We start from the raw sequence: 24,788 nt of genomic DNA on the forward strand, positions 1-24,788 counted from the left end.
TATCGCTAACGTTGGATCAGCGGTTGAACTTTATTATCGATAGCCTCCCGAGCACGGAAAATACGTGACCGTACGGTTCCGACCGGGCAATCCATGATGGCGGCTATCTCTTCGTAGCTTAGACCATCCAACTCCCGCAGGGTAATCGCCATGCGAAGATCCTCTGGGAGTGACTCAATGGTACGGAAAACTATCTGTCTCAGTTCTTCTGACAACATTAAGTTCTCAGGGTTCGAAATTTCTTTCAGTGCACCCGCACTTTCGTAATTTTCGGCATCATTGGCATCCACATCACTTGATGGTGGGCGCCGGCCCTGAGCAACCAGATAATTTTTTGCTGTATTGACAGCAATTCGATACAACCAGGTGTAAAAGGCGCTATCGCCACGGAACGACTCCAGTGCGCGATAAGCTTTAATAAACGACTCCTGCACCACATCCGGCACGTCGCCCTGTGGTACGTAGCGCGAAACGAGACTCGCCACTTTATGCTGGTAACGAATTACCAGTAAGTTAAACGATTTCTGATCGCCCTTCTGGACCCGCTCAACCAGAACCTGATCCGTTAACTGCTCGCTCATCCGAGGTAAATTCTCCCCAAATCTATCTCCACGCGTGAAATTGTACCGCCAGCCATACATTATTTTCCTGAGCAAGCACTCGCTTGGAGTTCATACGGAACGCTAAGTTCCATACCGCCATTGTTTTTTTGTTGATGTCACCTTGTCCGTGGCTTTTGCCCGGACAAGTAGGCTAACATGAATTTCACTCTTCTTCTGCACACATCATACGTTATGCAACCATCATCTGAACATGTTAGCGATGTATTGATCGTCGGTAGCGGTGCTGCTGGCCTCTCCCTGGCGTTGCGCTTGGCGCAACATTGCAAGGTTACTGTACTCAGCAAAGGTCCGCTCAATGAAGGCGCCACCTTTTATGCCCAAGGCGGGATCGCCGCGGTGTTTGATGAAACGGACAGCATCGCCTCACACGTTGATGACACGCTGATCGCCGGAGCCGGCCTGTGTGACAAAGACGCCGTCGAGTTTATTGCCGGCAATGCACGCCACTGCGTACAGTGGCTGATCGATCAGGGCGTGCTGTTCGACACCGAAACCAATTCCCAAGGTGAAGAACGCTATCACCTGACGCGGGAAGGCGGACACAGCCATCGGCGCATCCTGCACGCCGCCGACGCCACCGGCAAAGAAGTAGAGACTACCCTGGTAGCGAAAGCAAGTGCTCACCCCAATATTTGCGTGATGGAACGCCGCAATGCGGTCGACCTGATTACCTCCAACAAGATCGGCTTGCCGGGCACCAAGCGCGTAGTGGGCGCTTACGTCTGGAACCGTGAGCGGGAGCAGGTGGAAACCTACCGTGCCAAAACGGTGGTGTTAGCCACCGGCGGAGCGGCCAAGGTTTATCAATATACCACCAACCCGGATATCTCTTCGGGCGACGGCATCGCCATGGCCTGGCGCGCTGGCTGCCGGGTGGCCAACCTGGAGTTCAACCAGTTCCACCCAACCTGCCTGTTCCACCCGCAGGCACGTAACTTCCTGCTGACCGAAGCGCTGCGCGGCGAAGGTGCCCACCTGAAACGCCCAGACGGCAGCCGCTTTATGCCAGACTTTGATCCCCGTGGTGAACTGGCGCCGCGCGATATCGTCGCCCGCGCGATTGACCATGAGATGAAGCGCTTGGGTGCCGACTGCATGTATCTGGATATCAGCCACAAACCGGCGGAATTCGTCACTCAACACTTCCCGATGATCCACGAAAAGCTGATGACGCTGGGCTTTGACCTGACCCAGCAGCCAATCCCGATCGTCCCTGCGGCGCATTACACCTGCGGCGGCGTGATGGTCGATCAGCATGGCCGCACCGATCTGGACGGCCTGTATGCGATTGGCGAAGTAAGCTACACCGGCCTGCACGGGGCCAATCGCATGGCGTCCAACTCGCTGCTGGAATGCCTGGTTTATGGCTGGTCCGCCGCCGAAGATATTCTGACGCGCCTGCCTGCCATCAAGCTGGCCAAACAGTTGCCGCAGTGGGATGAAAGCCGGGTGGATGATTCGGATGAACGCGTGGTGATCCAGCATAACTGGCACGAACTGCGGCTGTTTATGTGGGACTACGTCGGGATCGTGCGCACCACCAAACGTCTGGAGCGGGCGCTACGCCGCATCAATACGTTGCAGCAGGAGATCGACGAGTATTACGCCAACTTCCGCATCTCCAACAATCTGCTGGAGCTACGTAATCTGGTGCAGGTGGCGGAACTGATTGTGCGCAGTGCGATGGAGCGCAAGGAAAGCCGTGGGCTGCATTACACGCTGGATTACCCGGATATGTTGCCGGAGCCAAAACCCACTATTCTGCAACCCTGAGGTTTCAGTAATTCAGATAGAAATCGGTAATCAACTGGCGGAAGTCGGTGGTGTAGCTGCCATCCGCCAGTTTTATTGCCAACTCCGCCTCTTCTTTCGCCACCGGTTTACGCGCTAATGCCAGCATCAAGCGGTGCTTTGGCGTATCGGCCCGGTCACTGATGTTCAGCCGCCGTGCGGTGTGCCAGCCACGTTGGTGGGCATTCACTTCAAAAGCTTCGCCAATCTCGTAAGGCAGCACTACGCAGAACTGCCCCTCCGCCGTTATCAATCGTTCGGCGCTATCCAGCAAGGCGTCGTGAGTCAGGGTTCCGGTATAACGGGCGTTGGTGCGGGCCAGATCGCGACAGGCGACGGAAGGTTCAAAATACGGTGGATTGCTGACGATCAGATCGTAACAATGGGCATGCTGCTGGGCAAAATGATGAATATCCTGGCTGTGCACCTGGATCTTCTGCGGCCAAGGTGACTCCAACACGTTATCACGTGCCTGCAAGGCGGCGGCGTTATCCAGCTCAACCGCATCGATGGTGACCTCGCTAGCCGTGCGCTGCGCCAACATCAGGGCGATCAGCCCACTGCCGCAGCCAATATCCAGCACCCGCTGCACGTTATCCACGGCAGTCCAGGCGCCGAGCATAACCGCATCGGTACCCACCTTCATCGCACAACGATCGTGGGCGACAAAGAACTGTTTAAAGGTAAAACCGCCGCGGCGCGGGGTCGATTTTGTTTTAATTTGATTACTCACAATGGCCACCAGCAGACAAAACTGGCGTAGCATAAGGCAAACTGATCTAGGGTAAAAGTTAAAAAGGGTGAACCCTGCGGCCATCCCGTCTATAATCGGCGCCCCAAGTAGAGGTAGATAATGACAGCAACCAATTTTTCCGAACTCGAACTCGATGAGCGCCTGATCCTCGCTTTGCGTGATAAAGGCTACGATCGCCCCACCGCTATCCAGGCCGAGGCGATCCCGCCAGCCATGGACGGGCGCGACGTATTAGGTTCGGCACCGACCGGCACGGGCAAAACCGCCGCATTCTTGCTGCCGGTTCTGCAGCATCTGCTGGATTTCCCACGCAAGAAGTCTGGCCCACCGCGCGTACTGATCCTCACCCCGACGCGTGAGCTGGCAATGCAGGTGGCCGATCAGGCTCGTGAATTGGCTGCGCATACCTCGCTGGATATCGCCACCATCACCGGCGGCGTGGCGTATATGAACCACGCCGAAGTCTTTAGTGAAAACCAGGACGTGGTGGTTGCTACCACCGGCCGCCTGCTGCAATACATCAAAGAAGAAAACTTTGACTGCCGCGCGGTAGAAACGCTGATCCTGGATGAAGCCGACCGCATGCTCGATATGGGCTTTGCGCAAGACATCGAAACCATCTCGGCCGAAACCCGCTGGCGTACCCAGACGTTGCTGTTCTCCGCAACGCTGGAAGGCGAAGCCATCCGCGAGTTTGCCGAGCGCATCCTGAAGGAACCGGTTGAGGTTGAAGCCGATCCGTCCCGCCGCGAACGTAAAAAAATCCTGCAATGGTATTACCGCGCCGATGACGTGAAGCATAAAACCGCCCTGCTGGTGCATCTGTTGCAACAGCCGGACGTGCAGAAGTCAGTGATCTTTGTGCGTAAGCGTGAGCGCGTGCATGAGCTGGCCGCCTGGCTACGTGAAGCGGGCATCAATACCTGCTATCTCGAAGGGGAAATGGTGCAGGCCAAGCGTAACGAAGCGGTAAAACGCATGATGGATGGCCGCGTCAACGTGCTGGTCGCCACCGACGTTGCGGCGCGCGGGCTGGATATCCTCGATATCACCCACGTGTTCAACTTCGATATGCCGCGCACCGCCGATACCTATCTGCACCGCATTGGCCGTACTGGCCGTGCCGGGCGTAAAGGCACCGCCATTTCGCTGGTAGAGGCGCACGATCATCTGCTGCTGGGCAAAGTGGGGCGTTACCTCAATGAGCCACTGAAAGCCCGTGTGATCGACGAACTGCGTCCGTCCACCAAGGTACCTAGCGAGAAGAGCAACGGTAAACCTTCGAAGAAGGTGCTGGCCAAGCGCATCGAAGACAAGCTGAAGAACAAAGAGAAGGCCAAGGTGAAGGTACGCCATCGCGACGCGAAAAACGTCGGTAAGCGCCGCCAGCCAAAAGCCAAACCAGACGCACAATAATCTCTCTACCATCAAAAAACCGCCATCACTTTGAAGGCGGTTTTTTTATTTTCAAGGCTGAGTATAGTGCCCGGCCAATTGCTGACTTTTGAGCCAGCTCTCCAATTGACGGTACTGCTCACGCAACTCGCTATTCTGCAAATGCACTGGCGTCTGGGCAAAGTAATACTGGAACGTTCTCCCTTGCTGATTTTGTGCCTTGGCATCAGCCCCCGTTTGTAACAGGAGCAGCGCCAACTGTGGTGCGTTGATTTTTGCGGCCAGGTGCAAGGGCGTATCCCCCACTCTGTCACTCAATGAACTATCAGCCCCGGCATTCAACAGCATACGCACCTGCTCCTCCCGCCCCGCCAGCACGGCAGCGGCTAATGGCGTAGCACCAGTGACCAGATTACGCATATTAACCTGGGGAGCCTGTTGCAATAACAAGCGTAAATATTGCGCATCCTTAACCATCGCCGCCGTATGCAATGCCCCGTTGCCCTCCATACCAGGTTGCCCAATATCTGCCCCCGCCTGTATCAATGCCTGTACACTGCCTGGCCTCTGCTGCAGAATCGCCCATTGCAACAGTGTGATCTGCAAATCTCCCCGCACATGTTGCCGTACAGCTGTTGCTTGCTGGCTAATTTGCCAAACATCATCCTCAGCCACCGCCTGTGATAAAGACAGGATATCGGTACCCGCAAATGGCGAATTTTGCTGTTCCATATAGTGCTCCTTGGCTACCATCAATAACCCAGCGATCCCAAACAGGGGCAAAACGAGAGCCGCTATCCTGCAGCCTCTGCACCACCTTTTAGGCATTCGCCTTGATCTCCCATGGCTTCTGTTCCGCCATTGAACTGATTACTTTATCGATGCCATGTGCCGTCATGCTGCGATCGAAATATTTGCTCGGCCGCCAAGCATCAGTGCCGCTCAGAGTCTCATTGTTGGCAATGGTTATTTTATGCCCGATAGCATCGGGAAGCAGAGAGGTCGACTCCTGCGTCCCCGTCAACATATCGTATTGTTCACTGTAACGACGGATCCCGCCAGATTCTGCATCTTGTTTTGCCGCAGCCGGATTAATACCGAAACGGTTCAGAGTATGATCGGAAACCCCAGCGGCGTTGAATGTTACCGCCAGAGAACCGGTTGCCAACGCCGCCGTTGCTGCCAACCCTCCCCCCAATGAATGGCCGGTGATCACTAAGCCGTCACCAAACGCCGCTTTGGCATTCTTGGCAATCGCCACGGCATGATTGTACTGCACATCGTCGTACCCCGTAGCCTGACGCACATTGCTCAGCCAATCGCGCATATCATTAGTACCGGCGAAGGCCAGCACATAGTGCTGCTTATTCGAATAAATACCCGCCTGTAACCCCGAGGCTGTATCCAATAAACTTGCGGGATCAATGCCAACACCCAGTAAATCGTTATCACTCATGCGCGAAAAACCCTCTGCACCCTGCCCTGTAAGGTTGTAGACATCCTTGGCCAATAGCGCCAAAGAGTAATCACCCTGCTGAGACGCTTGCCCACGAGACATCTCCAGCCTTGGGGCCAAAGGTACCGCAGCAGAGAGATCGCGAGTCAGTGAATCCAACAGGTTTTGTGAATTACGACTATTTTCAGAGGGGAGCGACACAGCAACTTTTGTCACCTGTGGCTCGTCGGTGTGGAGTGGTTTTATTGCGTCTTGAGCCGGGAGTGCCGCAGCAGATACCGCGGTGATGGGCGTCATCGTCGAGATGAAACTCAAAGGCAAACTCATAAAGACTCCTTATCCATAGACAGCCCCAAATGGAACTGATTTAGCTATCGGCGAGTCATACGAGTTCTGTAATGAGAATGATTATTTTTTGCGGGTAATGTGATCAAAATCTATTTTCTGCCGTGAAGGCATTAAAAAAGGGAGCCGAAGCTCCCTTTTGTCTACCTAGCCGAAAATTACAGGCTTTCGGTAAAGGTACGTGCGATCACGTCACGTTGCTGTTCTGGCGTCAGTGAGTTGAAACGCACCGCGTAACCAGAAACACGAATGGTCAGCTGCGGGTATTTCTCTGGGTTCTTAACGGCATCTTCCAGAGTTTCACGGCGCAGCACGTTCACGTTCAGGTGCTGACCACCTTCTACGCGCACGGTAGGTTGCATTTCCATCGGCACTTCGCGGTACTCGATCTGGCCCAGTTCGCTAACAGGCACGATCTGATCTTCAGCATAATCCGCTTTGGCACAGACACAGCGCGCTTCTGATTTCTCTTCATCCAGCAGCCAGAAAGAGTTCACCAGTGCTTGATTGTTCGCTTTAGTGATTTGAATACCAGTAATCATTTTGTTGCCTCCGTAATAGGGAGAAAAATTTCTACGTCGCCGAAAACTCGGTTGTGGTTCCCGGCCATTTGGTAAAACCAATGTTGTCTTGTTGTTCTGTATACCAGTCAAACCGGGTCAATTCTTTGACTAAAATCAATTTTTACGGGGTACTGAAATGAGCGACAGAGGCAAATTTATGTTTTATATCAATTTTACCTTTTTGCTCATTAAAATTATTTTTGTAAATTTTCAAAAATATTTGTATACCTCGCTCGCCATACCCATTGAAAAAGCGGGTTTCGCCGAGCGGAGGTTAACGGTAAGCTATGCACCATGAATTGCTAACAAAAACAAAGGAGAGTGCTTATGTCTACCTCCCTCACCTGGCACGACGTCATCGGCAAAGAGAAAGAGCAGCCTTACTTTCTGGATACACTCGCCTTTGTAGCTAATGAACGCCAGGCTGGTAAGACCATTTATCCACCGCAGAAAGACGTGTTTAACGCTTTCCGCTTTACCGAGTTGGCAGACGTCAAAGTGGTGATCCTGGGGCAAGATCCCTATCACGGCCCGAACCAGGCCCATGGCCTGTCGTTTTCCGTGCGCCCTGGCATCCCTGCGCCGCCTTCACTGGTCAATATGTACAAAGAGCTGGTGACGGATATCCCCGGCTTTGAACGCCCGACACACGGCTGCCTGCAAAGCTGGGCCGAGCAAGGCGTACTGCTGCTCAATACCGTATTAACCGTTGAAGGTGGCCGGGCGCATTCTCATGCCAATCTGGGCTGGGAAACCTTTACCGACAAGGTCATTGCCGCGCTAAACGAAAATCGCGAGGGTGTCGTGTTCCTGCTGTGGGGCTCACACGCACAAAAGAAAGGGAGCTTTATCGATCGCCAGCGCCATCATGTGTTGAAAGCGCCGCATCCCTCCCCGCTTTCTGCCCATCGCGGTTTCCTGGGTTGCCACCACTTTTCGCAAACCAATCAGTTACTGGAACAACAAGGCCTGGCACCGATTGACTGGGTGCCACACCTGCCGCAGGAATGATCCAGGCACAAAAAAGGCACCACGAAGGTGCCTTTATCCCCAGCAAGTCTTATTAAGACTTGGCTTTGGATACCGCTACCATCGCAGGGCGCAGCAGGCGGCCATTCAGCGTGTAGCCTTTCTGCATCACCATCATCACATGGTTCGGCTGATGGTCGGCTGATTCCATCAGGCTCATCGCCTGGTGAACGTCCGGGTTGAATGGCACGTTGAGCTCGCCTACCACTTCGATGCCGTACTTGCGTACCGCGTCCAGCAGTGACTTCAGCGTCAGTTCAATCCCTTCGATCATCGCGACCAGTTCAGGGTTGTTCTTGTCCGCCAGCTCCAGCGCACGCTCCAGGTTGTCGATCACCGGCAGCAAATCACCGGAGAATTTTTCCAGCGCGAATTTGTGAGCCTTCTCGACATCCAGCTCGCTACGGCGACGAACGTTTTCCATTTCGGCCTTGGCACGCAGCACACTGTCACGCTCGCGTTGCTGAGCTTCAGCCAGTTGGGCTTCCAACTCGGCAATGCGATCATCGCGCAGATCGGCGCCTGCCGCCATGGCTTCCTCGTGCTGTGCTTGCTGTTCCATTTCTTCCGAGGCTTGCTCGTTTGGCGTCTTCTGTTCTTTACTACTCATGAATATCTCCGCGTTTTAGCATTAATCTCGCAACTTGGCTTATTATGGGGATCAAAACCGGGGTTTCAAGTCAACCGGTCACAATGTGGGGCATAAACCGTCCCTGGTGAGGAAAATGGCAGCGATGAAGAAAAAATTTGCATGTATTGGCATTGTTGGGCACCCGCGTCACCCTTCCGCATTGGCTACTCATGAAATGCTGTTTGAATGGTTGGTTGCCCGTGGCTACAAGGTGATCCTTGAACGCCAGATTGCCCACGATTTGGGCATGAAAGACGTAGACACCGGCAGCCTGGCGGAGATTGGTCAACGGGCCGATCTGGCCGTCGTGGTGGGTGGTGACGGTAATATGCTGGGCGCAGCGCGGGTATTGGCGCGTTATGACATCAAGGTGATCGGGGTAAACCGTGGCAATCTCGGCTTCCTGACCGATCTCGACCCGGACAACGCACTCCAGCAGTTGGCGGACGTGCTGGAAGGGGAATATATCGACGAGAAACGCTTCCTGCTGGAAACCATCGTCCATAAAGAGCACCAGCAATGCCGCGTCAGCACCGCGATTAACGAAGTGGTGCTACACCCTGGCAAGGTGGCGCATATGATCGAGTTCGAAGTCTATATTGACGATCGCTTCGCCTTCTCGCAGCGTTCCGATGGGCTGATCATCGCCACGCCAACCGGTTCTACCGCCTACTCACTTTCCGCAGGTGGGCCCATTCTGACTCCATCACTGGAAGCCATCGCGCTGGTGCCAATGTTCCCGCACACGCTTTCCGCCCGGCCGCTGGTGATCAACGGCGACAGCACCATTCGCCTGAAGTTTTCCCATATCGGCAGCGATCTGGAAATCAGCTGCGACAGCCAGATCGCCCTGCCCATCCAGGAAGGCGAAGAGGTACTAATCCGCCGCAGCGACTTCCACTTAAACCTGATCCACCCCAAGGACTACAGCTATTTCAATACGTTGAGCACCAAATTGGGCTGGTCAAAAAAATTATTCTAAAAATGGCGCCAACCGCTTTACTGTATATAAAACCAGTTTATACTGTATGAAATCACAGTTATGTGTTTATACACAGGAAGGTCCCTATGTTGGCGCAATTAACCATCAGCAATTTTGCTATCGTTCGTGAGTTGGAGATCGACTTTCAAGCGGGTATGACGGCAATCACCGGTGAGACCGGTGCCGGTAAGTCGATTGCTATAGATGCGTTAGGCCTGTGCCTCGGCAACCGCGCAGACGGCAACGTCGTACGTCTGGGGGCCTCCCGTGCCGATATCTGTGCCCGTTTCTCACTGGCAGATACCCCATCCGCCCGCGAATGGCTGGAGCAAAACCAGCTGGATGACAGCAACGAGTGCCTGCTGCGCCGGGTGATCGGGACAGATGGCCGCTCCCGTGGTTTTATCAACGGCACCGCCGTTCCCCTTTCCCAATTGCGGGAACTTGGCCAACGCCTGATCCAGATCCACGGCCAGCATGCTCACCAGCTGCTGCTAAAACCCGAACACCAAAAACAGTTGCTGGATGCCTATGCTGGCGAACCCGCCCTACAGGCAGCCATGCACCAGGCTTACCACCAATGGCATCAAAGCTGCCGCGAACTGGCGCACCATCAGCAGCAATCTCTCGAACGCGATGCCCGCAAGCAACTGCTGCAATACCAGTTGAAAGAGCTGAACGAATTCGCCCCACAGGCCGGTGAATTTGAGCAGATCGACAGCGAATACAAGCGTCTGGCCAACAGCGGCCAGTTGCTGACCCTAAGCCAGCAGGCCCTACAACTGCTAGCCGATGACGAACAACACAACATGCTCAGCCAGCTCTACACCACCAAGCACCTGCTGCTGGACCTGATCGGCATGGATGAGAAGTTAAGCGGCCTGCTGGATATGCTGGAAGAGGCCTCGATCCAAATCAGCGAAGCCAGCGATGAACTGCGCCATTACGCAGACCGCATGGATCTCGATCCCAACCGCCTGCATGAGCTGGAACAGCGCCTGTCGCGCCAAATCAGCCTGGCACGTAAGCACCATGTTTCACCGGAAGAATTACCCGGCCTGCATCAACAACTGCTGGATGAGCAACAGCTGCTTTCCCAACAGGCCAGCGATCAGCAACACCTGAGCGAGGCGGTCAACCTGCATCATCAACAGGCACTGGCGCTGGCAGAACAGTTGCACCAGAAGCGGCAGCACTATGCGGCCGAGTTAACTACCCTGATCACCGAGAGCATGAATGCGCTCTCGATGCCGCACGGCAAATTTAATATCGACGTCCGCTTTGAACCGGAATACCTGAGCAGTGAGGGGGCCAGCCGCGTTGAGTTCTGCGTCTCCACCAACCCGGGGCAGCCGCTGCAGCCGCTGGCAAAAGTGGCCTCCGGCGGTGAGCTTTCCCGCATCGCGTTAGCCATCCAGGTCATTACCGCCCGTAAAATGGAAACCCCGGCGCTGATCTTCGATGAGGTGGACGTAGGCATCAGTGGCCCAACGGCCGCCATTGTTGGCCGCCTGCTGCGTCAGTTGGGTGAATCAACTCAGGTTATGTGCGTGACCCACCTGCCGCAGGTCGCCGGTTGCGGTCATCAGCATTTATTTGTCAGCAAGCAAACCGACGGCACGGTAACCGAAACCCAGATGTCCCCCTTGGACAAACGTGCCCGTCTGCAAGAGTTGGCGCGCCTGCTCGGCGGCAGTGAAGTCACTAAAAATACGCTGGCAAACGCAAAAGAATTGCTGGCCGCATAACTTTTTTACTTTCCTGAGGTCATAATGAGGCCCTGTAAAGGTTCCCAACTGCTGCAAGGTCTATTATCATCGGCATCCTATGCCCTAAAGGAATGTGATTATTATGCGCTGTAAAATGCTGACAGCTGCCGCTGTGGTTCTTGTGATGCTGACCGCAGGCTGTTCTACTTTTGAGAAGGTGGTTTACCGGCCTGATATCAACCAGGGTAACTACCTGACACCAACCGACGTGGCAAAAATCCACAAGGGAATGACGCAACAACAGGTTGCTTACACATTGGGCACGCCAATGATGCAGGATCCGTTTGGTACCCAGACATGGTTCTACGTGTTCCGCCAAGAGCCAGGCCATGAGAAGATCACGCAGCAAACGCTGACGTTGACGTTCGACAGCGCAGGCGTGTTGACGGATCTGCAGAATAAACCGGCACTGACCGAGTAAGCCGAGCCGGAGCTGTCATCCGGCCCGTGGGGGAAGAGTGAGATCCTTCATGACAGTCGCAGGCTGCAACTCGGAAGACAACGTTCTGATGAAGATAAGGCGCATTAAGCGCCTTATTTTTTTGCCTTTTCCGCCCGCTGACGGCGCAGTTCTTTCGGATCGGCAATCAATGGCCGGTAAATCTCTACCCTGTCGCCATCATTGAGCGCATCGCTCAGCTTAGCCGGTCGGCTGTAAATACCCACCTTGTTGCTGGCCAAATCGATATCGCTCCGTAGCTCTAACAGCCCTGAAGCCAGGATGGCCTGCTCAACGCTGCTGCCTGCGGCCAACTTAACCTGGCGCACATACTGGCGTTCTGGCAACGCATAGACCACCTCAACGCGTATCTCAGACACTGTAGACCTCTTTGGCGCGCTGAGTGAACGCTTGCACCATGCTACCAGCCAGTTCTTTAAACACTTTACCGAAGGCCAGCTCGATCAGTTTGTTGGTGAACTCAAAATCCAGGTGCAGCTCGACCTTGCACGCCTCGGGGCTTAACGCGGTGAACTGCCAGCCGCCCATCAGTTTGCGGAACGGGCCATCGACCAGTTGCATATTGATGCTTTGGTTATCCAGCAGCGTATTGCGCGTGGTAAAGGTTTTGCTGATGCCGGCTTTTGCCACCTCTACCGCGGCGGTCATTTCATTTGGGGAAGCGGCAATCACCCGGCTGCCGGTGCATCCTGGCAGAAAATCGGGGTAAGAATGAACATCGTTAACCAACTGATACATCTGCTCAGCGCTGAATGGCACTAATGCAGAACGACTGATCTGGGGCATATCATTTCCTGAGAGGCAAAAAACGTACAGATAATACCATTTATCTGGCGCCAAACAAAAAATCTGCTACGCGCGGCGCGGATCCAAAATGCGAGAAATTGCGCAGGTGCTGAGTGGGAAAGGATTTCTTTCGCTGCGCCATCCAGTATAATGAGCGCACTATGACAAAGAAAAAAGCATACAAACCCGGTTCCGCGACCATTGCACAAAACAAGCGAGCACGTTTCGAATACTCCATCGAAGAGGAGATCGAGGCGGGTTTGGCCCTGCAAGGTTGGGAAGTAAAATCACTGCGTGCTGGCAAAGCTAACATCAGCGACAGTTATGTGATGTTCCGCGACGGTGAAGCCTATCTGTTTGGCGCCACCATTTCGCCGCTGAACGTCGCTTCAACTCATGTGGTATGCGATCCAACACGTTCCCGTAAACTCCTGCTGAAAAAACGTGAGCTAGACTCACTGATTGGCCGCGTTACCCGCGATGGTTATACCGTCGTCGCTCTCTCCATGTATTGGAAAAATGCCTGGAGCAAGGTGAAGATCGGCGTAGCCAAAGGTAAGAAAGAACACGATAAGCGCGATGACATCAAAGATCGTGAGTGGCAGACGGCGAAAGCCCGTATCATGAAGCATGCCAATCGTTAAGCCGCTGGCTTAACAGGGTAATCTTCTGTTATACTGCACAAAGTACTTGGGGCTGATTCTGGATTCGACGGGATTTGCGAAGCCCTAGGAGCATGCCGAGGGGCGGTTTGCCTCGTAAAAAGCCGCAAAAAAATAGTCGCAAACGACGAAAACTACGCACTAGCAGCTTAATACCCTGCTTAGAGCCCTCTCTCCCTAGCTTCCGCTCTTAAGACGGGGATAAAGAGAGGTCAAACCCAAAAGAGATCGCATGGAAGTCCTGCCTGGGGCTAAAGTGCTAAACCTAATCAGGCTAGTTTGTTAGTGGCGTGTCCATCCGCAGCTGACCGGCGAATGTAAAGATTGGACTAAGCATGTAGTGCCGACGGTGTAGTAATTTCGGACGGGGGTTCAAATCCCCCCAGCTCCACCACTTTTTAGTATTATGACGTATACTGAAGTCTACTAAGCCCGCTTGGAACCAGCCTTGCGGGCTTTTTTACGTCTACAGAAGTCTACTGAGATTTGCTAGAAGCTACTCGTTATGGCACCCTTTTTGGGACCCAATGCAAAGGGTCCCAAAATCGAGGGTCCTAAAATGGCAAAGATCGCTAAGAAACTCACTGATACTGAAATCAAAAATACCAAGCCAGCAGAAAAGGAGATCAACCTTTTTGATGGTGACGGCCTGATGCTACGAATCGCTCCCCTATCAAAGGGTGGAAAGAAAAATTGGTATTTCAGGTATGCAGTGCCAGTAACTAAAAAGCGAACAAAGATGAGCTTAGGAACCTATCCTCATCTCACACTTGCCAAGGCACGGGCTTTACGTGATGAATACTTATCGCTGCTGGCAAATGGTATCGATCCGCAAATCCACAACAACGATAAAGCTAATGCTCTTAAGGATGCCACTGAGCACACGCTACAAGCGGTTGCTAGGAAATGGTTAGATGAAAAGGTTAAGACCTCTGGTATCTCTCCAGACCACGCAGAAGACATCTGGCGGAGCCTTGAACGAAATATTTTCCCCGGTTTAGGCAATGTTCCTATCAAAGAGATCCGCCCCAAGCTCTTAAAACAACACCTTGACCCCATAGAACAACGAGGCGTATTGGAAACCCTACGCCGTATCATTTCACGTCTAAATGAAATTTTCCGTTGGGCTGCGACAGAAGAACTTATTGAGTTTAATCCTGCTGATAACCTCGGTCACCGATTCAGTAAGCCCAAGAAGCAAAACATGCCTGCTTTACCACCGAATGAACTCCCCCGGTTCATGCTCGCCATATCTAACGCTTCAATACGGCTCGAAACACGTCTTCTAATTGAATGGCAGCTTCTTACGTGGGTTCGTCCGGGAGAAGCTGTCCGTGCTCGTTGGAGTGATATAGACGAAGATAATCGGTTCTGGAATATCCCCGGTGAGTTTATGAAGATGAAGCGCCCTCACAAGATTCCGCTGAGCAAAGAAGCTATGCGCATCCTTGAGTCAATTAAACCGATCAGTGGTCATAGAGAGTGGGTTTTCCCAAGTATCAAAGCCCCCCTTAACCACATGCATGAGCAAACAGCTAATGCTGCAATCATCCGAATGGGATTCGGTGGTGAACTGGTAGCCCACGGAATGCGTTCTATAGCAAGAACGGCTGCTGAAGAAAGTGGTAAATTCAGAACAGAGGTGCTTGAATCAGCCTTAGCTCATACTAAGAACAACGAAATCATAGCTGCCTACAATCGTTCCGAGTATCTTGCTGAAAGAACAGAACTGATGCAGTGGTGGGGAGATTACGTTCAGGCGCAGAAATATAAGGCAATTGCTGCGTGAAAGAGGGACATCTGCTAGCAGTTCAAAACAGATATGCCGCACTGAGCATAACATCCGAAAAAGCTAAGAAGCTTGGTTGTTATTGCCTCTGCCCCCACAATACTGTATAAATAAACAGTTACTTTTGTATGCTGTAGCACAATGATTTGTTCTATGGGCCAGCACCTTTCGAAAAACGGTTATGATTTCGGGAGCATTCCTATGTTATTGATTGAATATGGTATTATGTAAGTGCGAGTGTTTCTCTCAACAGCTAACCATGTGATTGATAAGGATAAAACAGTGATAAAAAGCCCACTGAATTTAATAAACCTGAACATAACCGATTTGATCATCCATAGGATCTATCTACCCGGTCAGCAGTCCCATTTTGCTGTTGAACATTCAAATAACATTATCCCTTTGTCAGGAAAGGCAAAACTGACACTTGAGCAAAGACTGACCAAAGTTTTGTCAAGGGGGTCAAAATGTATTGAGATGGACATAGTTGAAGATGAGCCACTTGATAAAATTCATGCCTTGCACAATGCTGGCGAGGAAGTTTTTGTATCGAAAAGCAAAGATATAGCCGACAAGTTAGGTAGGGCACAAACCAGCAAAAAGCATCCTGAAGGTGTTCTCGTCGTAGTCAGGTGCTCATACGGGATTACAAAAAAAACAAGGGCTGTCGCAATAATCAAAGCAGAACTGCATGAAGGGTTCACTTCAACGTTAAAAGATAATGTTGCCACAATCGATTATTTAAATAACTTAATCCTAACACCTGAACAAAAACTTTATAAAGTTGCTTTCTTTTCTGAAATAACTCGATTACCTACTATAAATAAAAAATCGTATGAAGTTTACTTATTCGATAATAATCTTACATCAAAAGACGATTCAGGTGCTGCGGCTTATTTTTATAAAGGGTTTTTAGGCCTTTCTATTTCAGCAGATTCTAGCCGATTAACCAGAAGTTTTTATGAAATCACAGAAAATTATATTAATGAAAATAGTGAATCAATTGAAGAAAGAATCGATCTTTCAAGCGCACTAAGAATATACCTTAAAACAGAACAATCAGAGATTATTGGAACAAATGATTTTTCAGAGAAATACATGGCTGTTGATAAACGCGATGATTACATTTCTTTTTGTGAAGAAAAAGATCCGGTAATTTCATCATTTAAAAAAGATGATTCTTTGATTAAAAATAAAATAAAAAGCTCAACATTTAAATTTAGCAATGAAGTCAAAATAATTTACCCTTCAATAAATGGCGATAGTCCTTGTAAAATAATCGAGCGTAATGATGAGTTCACCATAGTGAAAATTAATGGTTATTTAATAGGAAACTAAGGTATGAATGAGGTAGACGAGTTTATCGAAATTTTTGACCGAGAGAAGATCATTTATTCCTCTTGGGGTGAACTCGTCCTTCAGCACATCTGCGATTGTTTAGTAGAAAAGGATATGGAGTCTATTTTAAAAATCACTCCATCATATAGATTAAAAGATATATCATCACTTATAGAGAAAGCGTTTTACAGATCAAAAAACTATGATAACCCTTACAAAGATATAACAGATAAAGTTGGTGTAAGATTTGTTGTTCTTCTGACAGATGACATCCCAATAATAAAAGATATAATCGAAGATTGCCCAATATGGGAATACTCTGATGACCGAGATTTTATAAAAGAAAAAGAAGAAAAACCATATTTGTTCGATTATCAATCTGTTCATTATGTGGTTAAAAACTTAGAACCTATATCAATAGATGAAAACACATTGATACCAGTCGGCACTCCATGCGAAATCCAAGTGAGAACGCTTCTTCAGCACGCATATGCTGAAGTATCACATGATTCAGTATATAAGTGTAAAGCTAAGCCATCATCTGATATTAAACGGAGAATGGCAAGAACTATAGCGCTAATGGAGTCCACTGATGAGTTATTTCTCTTAGCAAAAAATGAACTCAATAAAAGCAATGCTAAAATAGAAAAATGGGCCAGCCATTCTATCTCCATGAATTGCCAGATTAATGAAAATTACAATAAAAAAGCAAAAGATAAAATTCTATATCATATTTTAAATGTTTACTTCGACACTTTAACTGACCCACTATTCAAAACATATCAAGCATATTTTGATATCAACCAAGATTATAAAGAATATTTTTCTGAAAAAATCAACTCTGACTGTATAACAGGAAGCTATATTAAACAAAGTGCTGCCATTATTTTTTGCTTATTTATGGTTGATAAAAAGCCACAGATATTTAGAAATAAATGGCCATTTTCAGAAAATGATTTGAATGAAATCATGTTAATTATGGGTAAATGATGAATAAAAATTTAACTGCTTTGTTGAATGAAGTTGATGAAAAAATATTGAAAATGAAAGAAAAAGTAAAAACTACCAAAAAAAAAGCGAATGCTCTTAAACTACTGAGCTTGTCTTTCGCAGCTCTTACAACTGTCTTGGTTGGTATAAGCAACGGTCATATAAATCTTTCTACGCTCTCACTAATAACAAGCGCACTTTTGACTTTAACCGTTGGCCTTGAATCACATTTTTCCTATCAAGAACAATGGGCACGACAAAAATGGACTTTGCTAAAGCTATATCAAATACAAAATAAATTACGCCTAATGGGAAAGGATGATAATCTAACCCAAAACACTATTGATCTTTACATTGATGAATACTTGTCTATCTGGGATATGGATTTAGCTCGTTGGGAAAAGATTAAAAGCCAAGAAAAAAGCAACTTATCTTCCTAGTAGATATACGCATATTAAAATAAATTACGACACTATATTGGTATATAAAATAACTTAGTTGTAAAAGGAGGGCCAACCCTCCTCTATTACAGCTTGAAACGTATTTTTGGTGGAAGGTTTTCTTCTATTTCTTCTAGTGGAGCTTGTTTTTCAGCAAGATTATTTTTAATCTTTTTGTTAAATTTAGATTTAAATCTATTTTCATAGTCAACTATGTACGCTGGCTTTTTATTTATATCTTCTTTAATTAGTTTTTCTTTAATTTTTACCTGAGCAATAGTTTTTTTAATATTTAACCTTTCTCTTATCTCTTCGATCTTAGTTGCTCTACTATTGAAACTGCGACGGCCTTTGAGTCTAAATTGATTGGTAGCAGTTGTTGCTGTTTCTGAATGATCAAGTATCCTACTGATAGAACTGCCGCTAAATGTATTACTCCCACGACTAAAGATACTTTTAGTATAAGTTTTGATTGGTTCTTTATTGTATTGTTTTTTAACTCTGTTGAGTATTTGTGCAGTTTTTTGTGTTGTTCTTCTAACTTTAGGGACTGTTGGTCTATTATATTTTTCGCTGAGTTTAAAGCTGTTATTGTTGTTTCTAATGAGTTGTTCACTCTGGTTAATGTCTGTTGCGTCTGATTTAATGCCGTACTGACTGACTCCGATAATATCATCATCGATTCGGTCAGTGGCTCTACCGTCATTGATATTTGGTTCAATAGGTGATCGTCCAATACTATTTGGTTCATCATCTTTTCTTGCTGAGAAGCTTCTAACGAGTTCATCATCTCTATTTTTGTCATATTTCACCTTCGTTTTAATTGTGTTCCAACTGAATTTTTTACCTAATGAAGATCCCTTAAATGCTATGTCATTTACACTGAATGAAACCCCCGCTACGTTGCCAGTGCTGGCAACATTGAACCAAGGTTCAATGCCTACGGCCTGCAGACGTTCTATGAACGTCTCTAAATTTGGTTTTCCTTCCATAGCTGCTTGTAGAGACGCTTGAAGCACCAAACGGGCTGGCTTTTCTCCCGTCCTCAATGCCATTTCAATTTCGTTCTTGGTTGGTGCTGATACCTCTGATTTTTGACCTTTAAGCCCTTGTGTAATGGTTAAGCCGTGCTTTATCTCCAGACGTTCACAAGCTGCTATTGTATTAAATGCTGAGTGTTGACCGTGCCATACAGAACCGTCTAAACCCACTCGATTAGCTACTATATGGATATGGTCTTGATCAGTATCTTTATGACGCACACAAATATATTGATGTTTTTCTATATCGATATTCATTTCTTTCAAATAGTCTTTTGCTATCTCCTGCCATTGTTCATCTGTGAGCTTCTCATCTTTTGGAAGAGATAAAAACGCATGAAAAGTTGGTTTATTTATATCAGGTCTGAAACTGCTTACAGCTTTAAACTCATCAGTTAAATCACTAACATTATTTTTATCTGCTGACATATTGCTACAAATGAAACCATGATCATCTTTTAATATATACTTAACTCTGTTTTTAAATGATTTACCTGACTTCGCTACGTATCCCTTCATAATTTAGATCCTTGTTTATTTCTAATATCCTTCTGCCAACTTGCTTTATATTAAAATTAAGCTTATCAACTTCGCCTTTATCAAAATACTCATTGCTATTTAGTTTCTTTGCTGCCTGATTTATATTGTTTCCCAATGATGAAAGTTGTATATAAGTTTTTTGATTAACTTCTGGCATCTTTCTTCTTACAACAGGTTCAGATTTTAATATTTCTCTTCTAATGTAGTGGCCTCTTTCAAGGCCAGAAGATTCTACAAGTTCTTTTAAATATTCAAACTCTGCTTTGTTTACTCTGAACTGTATAGATATATCTCTGCGTTCGTCAGCACTTAAATTTATACGTCCTCTTTTTCGATCTGTTGTTGGCATTCTTTATTCCTCATAATAATGTAATCTTCAGTTGCTCTTATGTAGTCGTTATCATTGTCAATAAGTAATGCTTTAATAAGCTCCTCAGCTTTATTTTCTGTAATATATCTATTAGCCACAAAATAACATAAATCTCGCTCATCACCATTGATTTCATTGAATGGTATATTTCCATCTTTTTCTATGTAATAAAAAAACCTTGCCAGTATTTCGAACTTATATTCCATGGTCATATTATTCATTAAGTTTTCCACATTCATATTCTATTATTCCTTTTATATTTTATGAGAGCTTTTTTATCTATCATTTTCCTAACATCTGATATTGCTTGCTTTGCTTCGCTTGAAGAGTTTGTTTTTCCTGTGCAGCTTCTAATCATAAAACCGCCTAACATAATACAAAGTATTACCATTGCTACAGACATAATCATCATATTTTATTTACTCCTTATTTCTTATTTTATATTCTTGCAAAATATCATCTGATAAACTGTCAAAATCGCATAAAACATTCCTGCCCCCGCATTTTTTGCAGGAATAAAAGATACGTAATATTTCAACTTGTTCAGTCTCTTCACGCACCCAACCATCAAATGCTTGAGCGTCTGAAACGTTAGGATCGAATTTTATTAATCTCTCAACAATAACAAAATCAGCATATAATATTGCCTTTCTTTTTCTCTGACATCTGAAGCAATATTTCATATGCGTGTAATCTTCTTCTATAAAAGGTTCAAAATCCTTAGCGTGTTTAGGTAATGCCATATATAACTCCTTGGTTCATTATTAAAATGTAAAACTAACTATTGTTTACCGCTTCCCCTTGATAGGGGAAATAAGCGGAAGGGTAGATCTTTTTCAACCCTACGAGCAAAGCGAGATAGGGCAATCCGAAGGATTGGGTAAATAGCGGATACGCTATTACACCTTGCCTTAGTTTCCGAAAAACAAAAATAAAGCTGAACTCAATCTATATTTAAATAAATAACCGATCTAAAATACTTGTCAATAGCGGCTACATAAACTAATACACTGCACGACGAATAAAATGTAAATAAAAGATAGGGTAAATAATATATTGTCTTCTGGTAGCCATGCGTAATAAATAGCTTTGCGTAAAATTTTCAGCGGGGGCAAATCGTCAAGTGCTAAATCGTGGGGTCCCGTTTGCGGGTTCCGATTTAGTGCTTGATGACATAGGGGAGGAAATAAAATTTATATGGGTGATGGTTCACGTAGTGGAGCATCACCCTGAAAGACAAGACTGATTTACATTCTTCTTCTGAAGATAATGTTGTCTGAGAAAATTGCCTTACCTGCGACAAAACCGACAATAGCTATTATTGGTAAGCTAATAGTAGCTCCTGCCATGCCAGTAGACATTCCAATCAGCACTGACAGACCAAAAGCTAACAGGATGATCACCGCCGCATACCAACCGGGATATGTTCCATATAGAACTGACGCTTGGCAGCCTGTGCATACCTGAACACCTCTTTGGCTTTCTTTTAGACAAAAAGGGCATTTGATTGTTTTGTTTTCCATTTTTCAGTTCCTTTTAAAAACAGCACCTTGATAGACAACGCCATCTTTGACTTTTTCGATTTTAAAAGTCCAAGAGCCAAGATCTTTGTTTTGCGTTTTGGCTATATAGATGGGTTTCTTGCTTTCATCCCAGCTTTTAACAGTAAAAACGCCATTTCTGAACTTGATCACATCTTTCTGAACATCAAGCCTGACACCGTATTGTTGATTAACGTAGTTGCCATAGATGCCATCATCGCCACAACCAGACAATAGCGTCACTAAACCTGCCACCATCATAAGTTTACGCATACCTTTTCCTTCACTGATGAGACACAGACCACCGCTTGGCCTGCAAACGTCTTAGAATTCAATTATTTTCATTGTTCGTCATATCGTTTGTACCGATCGAAAAGCACAGTGCAATAGCCTAAAGCTATCACTTGTAGTAAATCGATCGATTAAACCAATTAAATACCGATCGATCCAACGACTTTTGATTACTAAAACCTATCAATAAGTTTTTATCGATCTTTTTAACCGATCATTATCTGTTAAAGATTCGAATCCTGACGATGGGCAACAACAGGCAAAGGTCTATGATGGGCTATAAGGCACAGAAAATATTTTAATACCTTATAGGCATGGTTTTGTTCTTTAATTTATTGGGCTTCGCCCTGTGGACTTTTTAGATCTAGTTATATTTTATTAGTGCCATAAAATCATAAGACACCTTTAGACTATAAATATAGCTTCACTGAGTAATATTAATAACCTAATAACACATACTATCTGATATGGTTAATATCTACTTGACAAAGTATTAAAATGCATTATTTATTTTGTATATTACAAGAAAATATAAAAGGTATAACTAACTATGTTGGTTGTGAACGAAAAAAAATAAAGCCCCTATTTTACCAGTCAGAGAAACTTATAAAAAGGAGCGTTTACTTTATTAAGGAAAGCTAAATGTATTTAAAACAAGATATATATAATGCAGATAAATTCAAAAGTCAAATTCAAAAATACGCATTAAGCACAGATGATTTTAATGATGGTGTGTATCGAAACCCTAAAGAAAAGGCATTGCTGAAGAAATATATTGGATTTAATAATCGTTCTTTCATTAACGGTTTTGTATTCGATGTAGACCACGAATACGGCGCTATTGCTTGGGATCTAGCTGATTTGCCGAAACCTAATATAATCATACAGAATACCAGAAATGGCCATGCACACTTGCTGTATGCTTTAAAAAATCCAGTTCTTAAAACAGACTCGGCAAGAATAAAACCTTTGAAACTTGCGTCCATTGTTCAATGTGGTTTTATAGAAAGATTAGATGCTGATAAGGCTTATGCTGATATTTTAATAAAAAACCCGTTAAATGAAGCTGAATGGCGCACAACGTGGGCTGAGAGTGAAACCTATGATTTAACTTACTTGTCTGAGTTTGTGCCTGAAGTTCTTACGACGAAAAATATTAAAAGCAGAAGTGAAATATATGGTTTAGGTCGCAACGTTAATTTATTTGAAGATCTAAGAATAATAGCTTATAAAGAAGTTTTGAAATATAAAGCAAATAAAACATATAATGATTTTTATCTTGGTATGTTTTCAAAAGCTACAATGCTGAATGATTATAGTAATCATAGTAATCCATTGACATACAGTGAAATAAAACAGATTAATACCAGTATTTGTAAATGGACGTGGAGAAACTTTACGGCTGAAAGATTTTCTTCAATCCAATCAGCAAGAGCCAAAAAAACAAGAAAAGCAAAATCATTAATAAAATTTTTGGAGAATTTATGATTATACAGAAAAGAATGAAAAGACCAATGACACAAAAAGAAATGGCAGAAAAGTTTGGTGTATCTATTTCTACTGTGAAAAACTATATATCCCTTCCTCGTGAAGACTATTTAAAAGAAGCAGAAGAAAAACGCCTTATTGCGTTTAATCTAAGATCATCCGGTTTGAAATGGAAAGAAGTAGCTGAAAGAATGAATACAACCGAATATAGTGCGATAGCTTATTATAGAAGGTATTTATCATTACAGAATAAACAATATAAGCCACGCTAGTGGCTTATATTTTTTTTCATTTAGTATATTTTCCATACATAACCCTAAATGCTCGGAAGCTTATCCCAAATATCATTCGCTATCAAAATACTAACTTACCACTCTTCTGCTTGTATCTTTCTCTTTCTGAAAAGAGCGTAATGCTTTAATGCTTCCTGCGTTTCGTGATTACTTTTTTTGTACGTATTAAATATGCTATAAAAAGGACCTTTATCATAGCATTCAAGCAACCAATCATTGTATAAATATTCTTCAAGAATATCTAAAGTTCCCCAATCAAATGAATCCATTTTCATTGTGCATTTTTCAATATTTGTTTTCATATATAACCTCTCTTTTATTTACGTTAGTTATGCCGCTTTATTTCTTGATAAGTAAATCATTTTGTCAATCCATTCATCTATTTCACTTTCAATAAAGCCTATTGCTCTTCCACCCAACTTTATAGGAGAAGGGAATTCACCTCTACCGATCAGCCGATAAATCCAAGGTTTACTTAATCCAGTTCTTTCAAGAACCTCGGGTAATCGCATAAATCTTTTTATTTTTTTCATATTTTTTTCCTTCGTTGTTTTGATAGATGCAGTATCTTCAGATCGCTTATGACGATCAACTCTCAAAAAGCACGAATTGATCAAGATGTGGTGCATTTTTAGACAGGTTTGTAGGAGGGATTTTGAAAGCAAGCCAGCGTAGGCTTTGAAGGGCTTTTGCAAAAAGTGCTAATATTACACTCCATAAGAGTTTTTTTAATAAAAATATGTTTATCAATGAGTTAAACAAATCCACGTATAATTCTGCAGGATTTCACTCTATCCTTCTTGCTTGGCACTTAGAGGACACTTGGTTCGTGGTAAAACGTTTACCATTGTGCCTGTGGTAAAAAGCCTCTGAACCTGATGGATTTTGTTGCTTGAGTTCAACTCCTCACCGTCCACAATGTTGAAGATTTTAACTCTGGAGAAAGTAAAATCAGTGCTTACGCCTTTTTAGGACCCTTTATTGAACCCTGAGTGAAATTAATTACAAAAATAACAATAAAAATCAAAATATTGCGAAATAAAACACAGGGACCCCAGCCCAAATAGGTCGCCAGTGATACCAGATAGACCCGGCGACAGTGACGAAAAAGCCCGCAATTCACGTTGCGGGCTTTTTTGTGTTTGAAACCTACGCCCCTAGAAGATGAGGCTAGCGACTTTATGGAGGAAAATTTTAATGGGTGAGAATTTTCCTAATAGCATCAAATAGCCTATCTTAACGTGTGGTCCGCACCCTATCCCTCCCTCTGTCTCATCGAAACTTAGAAAGGTAATCTTGCGACCAATCGGCAAAAGACGCGAAAACAGAGACCTAAACCAGAATACCCCTCTTCACTTCCTCTCGGGGCTGGAGTAAAGTCATTATTAAATTATTATAAAATATTCATCAGCACTCTTTCAT

30 protein-coding genes and 1 other RNA gene are annotated in these 24,788 nt (G+C 45.8%); 14 read left to right on the plus strand and 17 right to left on the minus strand.

Annotated elements, in window-relative coordinates; translation table 11 throughout:
• Positions 1-5 precede the first annotated feature (5 nt).
• Positions 6-581 (minus strand): RNA polymerase sigma factor RpoE, encoded by a 576-nt coding sequence (gene rpoE / locus WN53_RS01030; RefSeq protein WP_012146382.1) that lies wholly within the window; start codon positions 579-581, stop codon positions 6-8.
• Positions 582-794: 213 nt separating this feature from the next.
• Here rpoE and nadB point away from each other — a divergent pair, with 213 nt between their 5' ends.
• Positions 795-2,396 carry an L-aspartate oxidase gene (gene nadB, locus WN53_RS01035; protein WP_024485800.1) on the plus strand — a complete coding sequence of 534 codons (1,602 nt, stop codon included), beginning with the start codon at positions 795-797 and terminating at the stop codon, positions 2,394-2,396.
• A 4-nt stretch (positions 2,397-2,400) separates the two neighbouring features.
• On the opposite strand, the gene trmN is transcribed toward nadB, so the two are convergent.
• On the minus strand, positions 2,401-3,180 hold the full coding sequence (trmN, locus tag WN53_RS01040) for a tRNA(1)(Val) (adenine(37)-N(6))-methyltransferase TrmN (RefSeq protein WP_024485801.1): 780 nt from the start codon (positions 3,178-3,180) through the stop codon (positions 2,401-2,403).
• A gap of 87 nt (positions 3,181-3,267) precedes the next feature.
• Between trmN and srmB the strand changes: the two genes are divergently transcribed.
• Complete coding sequence (gene srmB, locus WN53_RS01045; protein WP_024485802.1) at positions 3,268-4,584, plus strand: ATP-dependent RNA helicase SrmB; 1,317 nt, start codon at positions 3,268-3,270, stop codon at positions 4,582-4,584.
• 51 nt (positions 4,585-4,635) lie between these two features.
• Here the strand turns inward: srmB and WN53_RS01050 are convergent, their stop codons facing one another.
• From WN53_RS01050 to grcA, 3 genes are all read right to left on the minus strand, one after another.
• Complete coding sequence (locus WN53_RS01050; protein ID WP_024485803.1) at positions 4,636-5,391, minus strand: ankyrin repeat domain-containing protein; 756 nt, start codon at positions 5,389-5,391, stop codon at positions 4,636-4,638.
• Positions 5,384-6,346 (minus strand): Tle-like phospholipase domain-containing protein, encoded by a 963-nt coding sequence (locus WN53_RS01055; RefSeq protein ID WP_024485804.1) that lies wholly within the window; start codon positions 6,344-6,346, stop codon positions 5,384-5,386. Before WN53_RS01055 ends, WN53_RS01050 begins: the two co-directional genes overlap by 8 nt.
• A 176-nt stretch (positions 6,347-6,522) precedes the next feature.
• Entirely contained in the window at positions 6,523-6,906 is a 384-nt protein-coding gene (gene grcA, locus WN53_RS01060) for an autonomous glycyl radical cofactor GrcA (protein WP_021178913.1), read from the minus strand.
• A gap of 348 nt (positions 6,907-7,254) precedes the next feature.
• Here grcA and ung point away from each other — a divergent pair, with 348 nt between their 5' ends.
• On the plus strand, positions 7,255-7,938 hold the full coding sequence (gene ung / locus WN53_RS01065; RefSeq protein ID WP_021178914.1) for a uracil-DNA glycosylase: 684 nt from the start codon (positions 7,255-7,257) through the stop codon (positions 7,936-7,938).
• A gap of 52 nt (positions 7,939-7,990) precedes the next feature.
• On the opposite strand, the gene grpE is transcribed toward ung, so the two are convergent.
• Entirely contained in the window at positions 7,991-8,566 is a 576-nt protein-coding gene (gene grpE, locus WN53_RS01070) for a nucleotide exchange factor GrpE (protein ID WP_021178915.1), read from the minus strand.
• A 124-nt stretch (positions 8,567-8,690) separates the two neighbouring features.
• Between grpE and nadK the strand changes: the two genes are divergently transcribed.
• The 3 genes from nadK to bamE all read left to right on the plus strand — a co-directional run bounded on the left by nadK (position 8,691) and on the right by bamE (position 11,759).
• Positions 8,691-9,569, plus strand: a complete 879-nt coding sequence (gene nadK / locus WN53_RS01075; RefSeq protein WP_024485805.1) for an NAD(+) kinase — start codon at positions 8,691-8,693, stop codon at positions 9,567-9,569.
• 86 nt (positions 9,570-9,655) lie between these two features.
• Entirely contained in the window at positions 9,656-11,317 is a 1,662-nt protein-coding gene (recN, locus tag WN53_RS01080) for a DNA repair protein RecN (protein ID WP_024485806.1), read from the plus strand.
• A 103-nt stretch (positions 11,318-11,420) separates the two neighbouring features.
• Positions 11,421-11,759, plus strand: a complete 339-nt coding sequence (gene bamE / locus WN53_RS01085) for an outer membrane protein assembly factor BamE (protein WP_021178918.1) — start codon at positions 11,421-11,423, stop codon at positions 11,757-11,759.
• A gap of 113 nt (positions 11,760-11,872) precedes the next feature.
• Here bamE and WN53_RS01090 read toward each other — a convergent pair whose 3' ends face one another.
• Together WN53_RS01090 and WN53_RS01095 are read right to left on the minus strand one after the other, a co-directional pair.
• Positions 11,873-12,157, minus strand: coding sequence for an RnfH family protein (locus tag WN53_RS01090; protein ID WP_024485807.1), 285 nt, complete (start codon positions 12,155-12,157; stop codon positions 11,873-11,875).
• Positions 12,150-12,584 (minus strand): type II toxin-antitoxin system RatA family toxin, encoded by a 435-nt coding sequence (locus WN53_RS01095; protein ID WP_021178920.1) that lies wholly within the window; start codon positions 12,582-12,584, stop codon positions 12,150-12,152. The genes WN53_RS01090 and WN53_RS01095 overlap by 8 nt, the downstream gene beginning before the upstream one ends.
• 161 nt (positions 12,585-12,745) lie before the next feature.
• Between WN53_RS01095 and smpB the strand changes: the two genes are divergently transcribed.
• The 6 genes from smpB (at position 12,746) to WN53_RS01120 (ending at position 17,803) form a co-directional block, all read left to right on the plus strand.
• The gene (gene smpB / locus WN53_RS01100) at positions 12,746-13,228 is read left to right on the plus strand and encodes an SsrA-binding protein SmpB (RefSeq protein WP_021178921.1); all 483 of its coding nucleotides are present in this window, start codon (positions 12,746-12,748) and stop codon (positions 13,226-13,228) included.
• A 48-nt stretch (positions 13,229-13,276) separates the two neighbouring features.
• Positions 13,277-13,640: a transfer-messenger RNA gene (ssrA, locus tag WN53_RS27015) on the plus strand.
• A 165-nt stretch (positions 13,641-13,805) separates the two neighbouring features.
• Entirely contained in the window at positions 13,806-15,035 is a 1,230-nt protein-coding gene (locus tag WN53_RS01105; RefSeq protein ID WP_167669086.1) for an integrase domain-containing protein, read from the plus strand.
• A gap of 282 nt (positions 15,036-15,317) precedes the next feature.
• Positions 15,318-16,373, plus strand: coding sequence for a nucleoid-associated protein (locus WN53_RS01110; RefSeq protein WP_046807989.1), 1,056 nt, complete (start codon positions 15,318-15,320; stop codon positions 16,371-16,373).
• A 3-nt stretch (positions 16,374-16,376) separates the two neighbouring features.
• Complete coding sequence (locus WN53_RS01115; protein ID WP_024485287.1) at positions 16,377-17,363, plus strand: GTP pyrophosphokinase; 987 nt, start codon at positions 16,377-16,379, stop codon at positions 17,361-17,363.
• The gene (locus WN53_RS01120; RefSeq protein ID WP_228457211.1) at positions 17,360-17,803 is read left to right on the plus strand and encodes an SLATT domain-containing protein; all 444 of its coding nucleotides are present in this window, start codon (positions 17,360-17,362) and stop codon (positions 17,801-17,803) included. The genes WN53_RS01115 and WN53_RS01120 overlap by 4 nt, the downstream gene beginning before the upstream one ends.
• Before the next feature lie 86 nt (positions 17,804-17,889).
• Here WN53_RS01120 and WN53_RS01125 read toward each other — a convergent pair whose 3' ends face one another.
• From WN53_RS01125 to WN53_RS01145, 7 genes are all read right to left on the minus strand, one after another.
• A complete protein-coding gene (locus tag WN53_RS01125) occupies positions 17,890-19,362 on the minus strand; it encodes a relaxase/mobilization nuclease domain-containing protein (RefSeq protein WP_024485288.1) in 1,473 nt (490 codons plus the stop codon).
• Entirely contained in the window at positions 19,334-19,732 is a 399-nt protein-coding gene (locus WN53_RS27020; RefSeq protein ID WP_071784980.1) for a plasmid mobilization protein, read from the minus strand. The genes WN53_RS01125 and WN53_RS27020 overlap by 29 nt, the downstream gene beginning before the upstream one ends.
• On the minus strand, positions 19,699-19,974 hold the full coding sequence (locus WN53_RS01130; RefSeq protein WP_244887735.1) for a hypothetical protein: 276 nt from the start codon (positions 19,972-19,974) through the stop codon (positions 19,699-19,701). The genes WN53_RS27020 and WN53_RS01130 overlap by 34 nt, the downstream gene beginning before the upstream one ends.
• 14 nt (positions 19,975-19,988) lie before the next feature.
• Complete coding sequence (locus tag WN53_RS28775) at positions 19,989-20,165, minus strand: hypothetical protein (protein WP_167669088.1); 177 nt, start codon at positions 20,163-20,165, stop codon at positions 19,989-19,991.
• A 7-nt stretch (positions 20,166-20,172) separates the two neighbouring features.
• The gene (locus WN53_RS01135; protein ID WP_024485290.1) at positions 20,173-20,496 is read right to left on the minus strand and encodes a hypothetical protein; all 324 of its coding nucleotides are present in this window, start codon (positions 20,494-20,496) and stop codon (positions 20,173-20,175) included.
• Between the two features lie 504 nt (positions 20,497-21,000).
• On the minus strand, positions 21,001-21,276 hold the full coding sequence (locus WN53_RS01140) for a hypothetical protein (RefSeq protein ID WP_024485291.1): 276 nt from the start codon (positions 21,274-21,276) through the stop codon (positions 21,001-21,003).
• A 3-nt stretch (positions 21,277-21,279) separates the two neighbouring features.
• On the minus strand, positions 21,280-21,567 hold the full coding sequence (locus tag WN53_RS01145) for a hypothetical protein (protein ID WP_024485292.1): 288 nt from the start codon (positions 21,565-21,567) through the stop codon (positions 21,280-21,282).
• Positions 21,568-22,227: 660 nt separating this feature from the next.
• Between WN53_RS01145 and WN53_RS01150 the strand changes: the two genes are divergently transcribed.
• Together WN53_RS01150 and WN53_RS01155 are read left to right on the plus strand one after the other, a co-directional pair.
• Positions 22,228-23,073 carry a replication initiation protein gene (locus WN53_RS01150; RefSeq protein WP_024485293.1) on the plus strand — a complete coding sequence of 282 codons (846 nt, stop codon included), beginning with the start codon at positions 22,228-22,230 and terminating at the stop codon, positions 23,071-23,073.
• A complete protein-coding gene (locus WN53_RS01155; protein ID WP_024485294.1) occupies positions 23,070-23,345 on the plus strand; it encodes a helix-turn-helix domain-containing protein in 276 nt (91 codons plus the stop codon). The genes WN53_RS01150 and WN53_RS01155 overlap by 4 nt, the downstream gene beginning before the upstream one ends.
• A gap of 95 nt (positions 23,346-23,440) precedes the next feature.
• Here WN53_RS01155 and WN53_RS01160 read toward each other — a convergent pair whose 3' ends face one another.
• Positions 23,441-23,668 (minus strand): hypothetical protein, encoded by a 228-nt coding sequence (locus tag WN53_RS01160; protein ID WP_024485295.1) that lies wholly within the window; start codon positions 23,666-23,668, stop codon positions 23,441-23,443.
• A 27-nt stretch (positions 23,669-23,695) separates the two neighbouring features.
• Entirely contained in the window at positions 23,696-23,899 is a 204-nt protein-coding gene (locus WN53_RS01165; RefSeq protein ID WP_046807990.1) for a helix-turn-helix transcriptional regulator, read from the minus strand.
• Positions 23,900-24,788 lie beyond the last annotated feature (889 nt).

It is taken from the genome of Serratia fonticola (genome assembly GCF_001006005.1).
GTDB classification, from domain to species: domain Bacteria; phylum Pseudomonadota; class Gammaproteobacteria; order Enterobacterales; family Enterobacteriaceae; genus Chania; species Chania fonticola.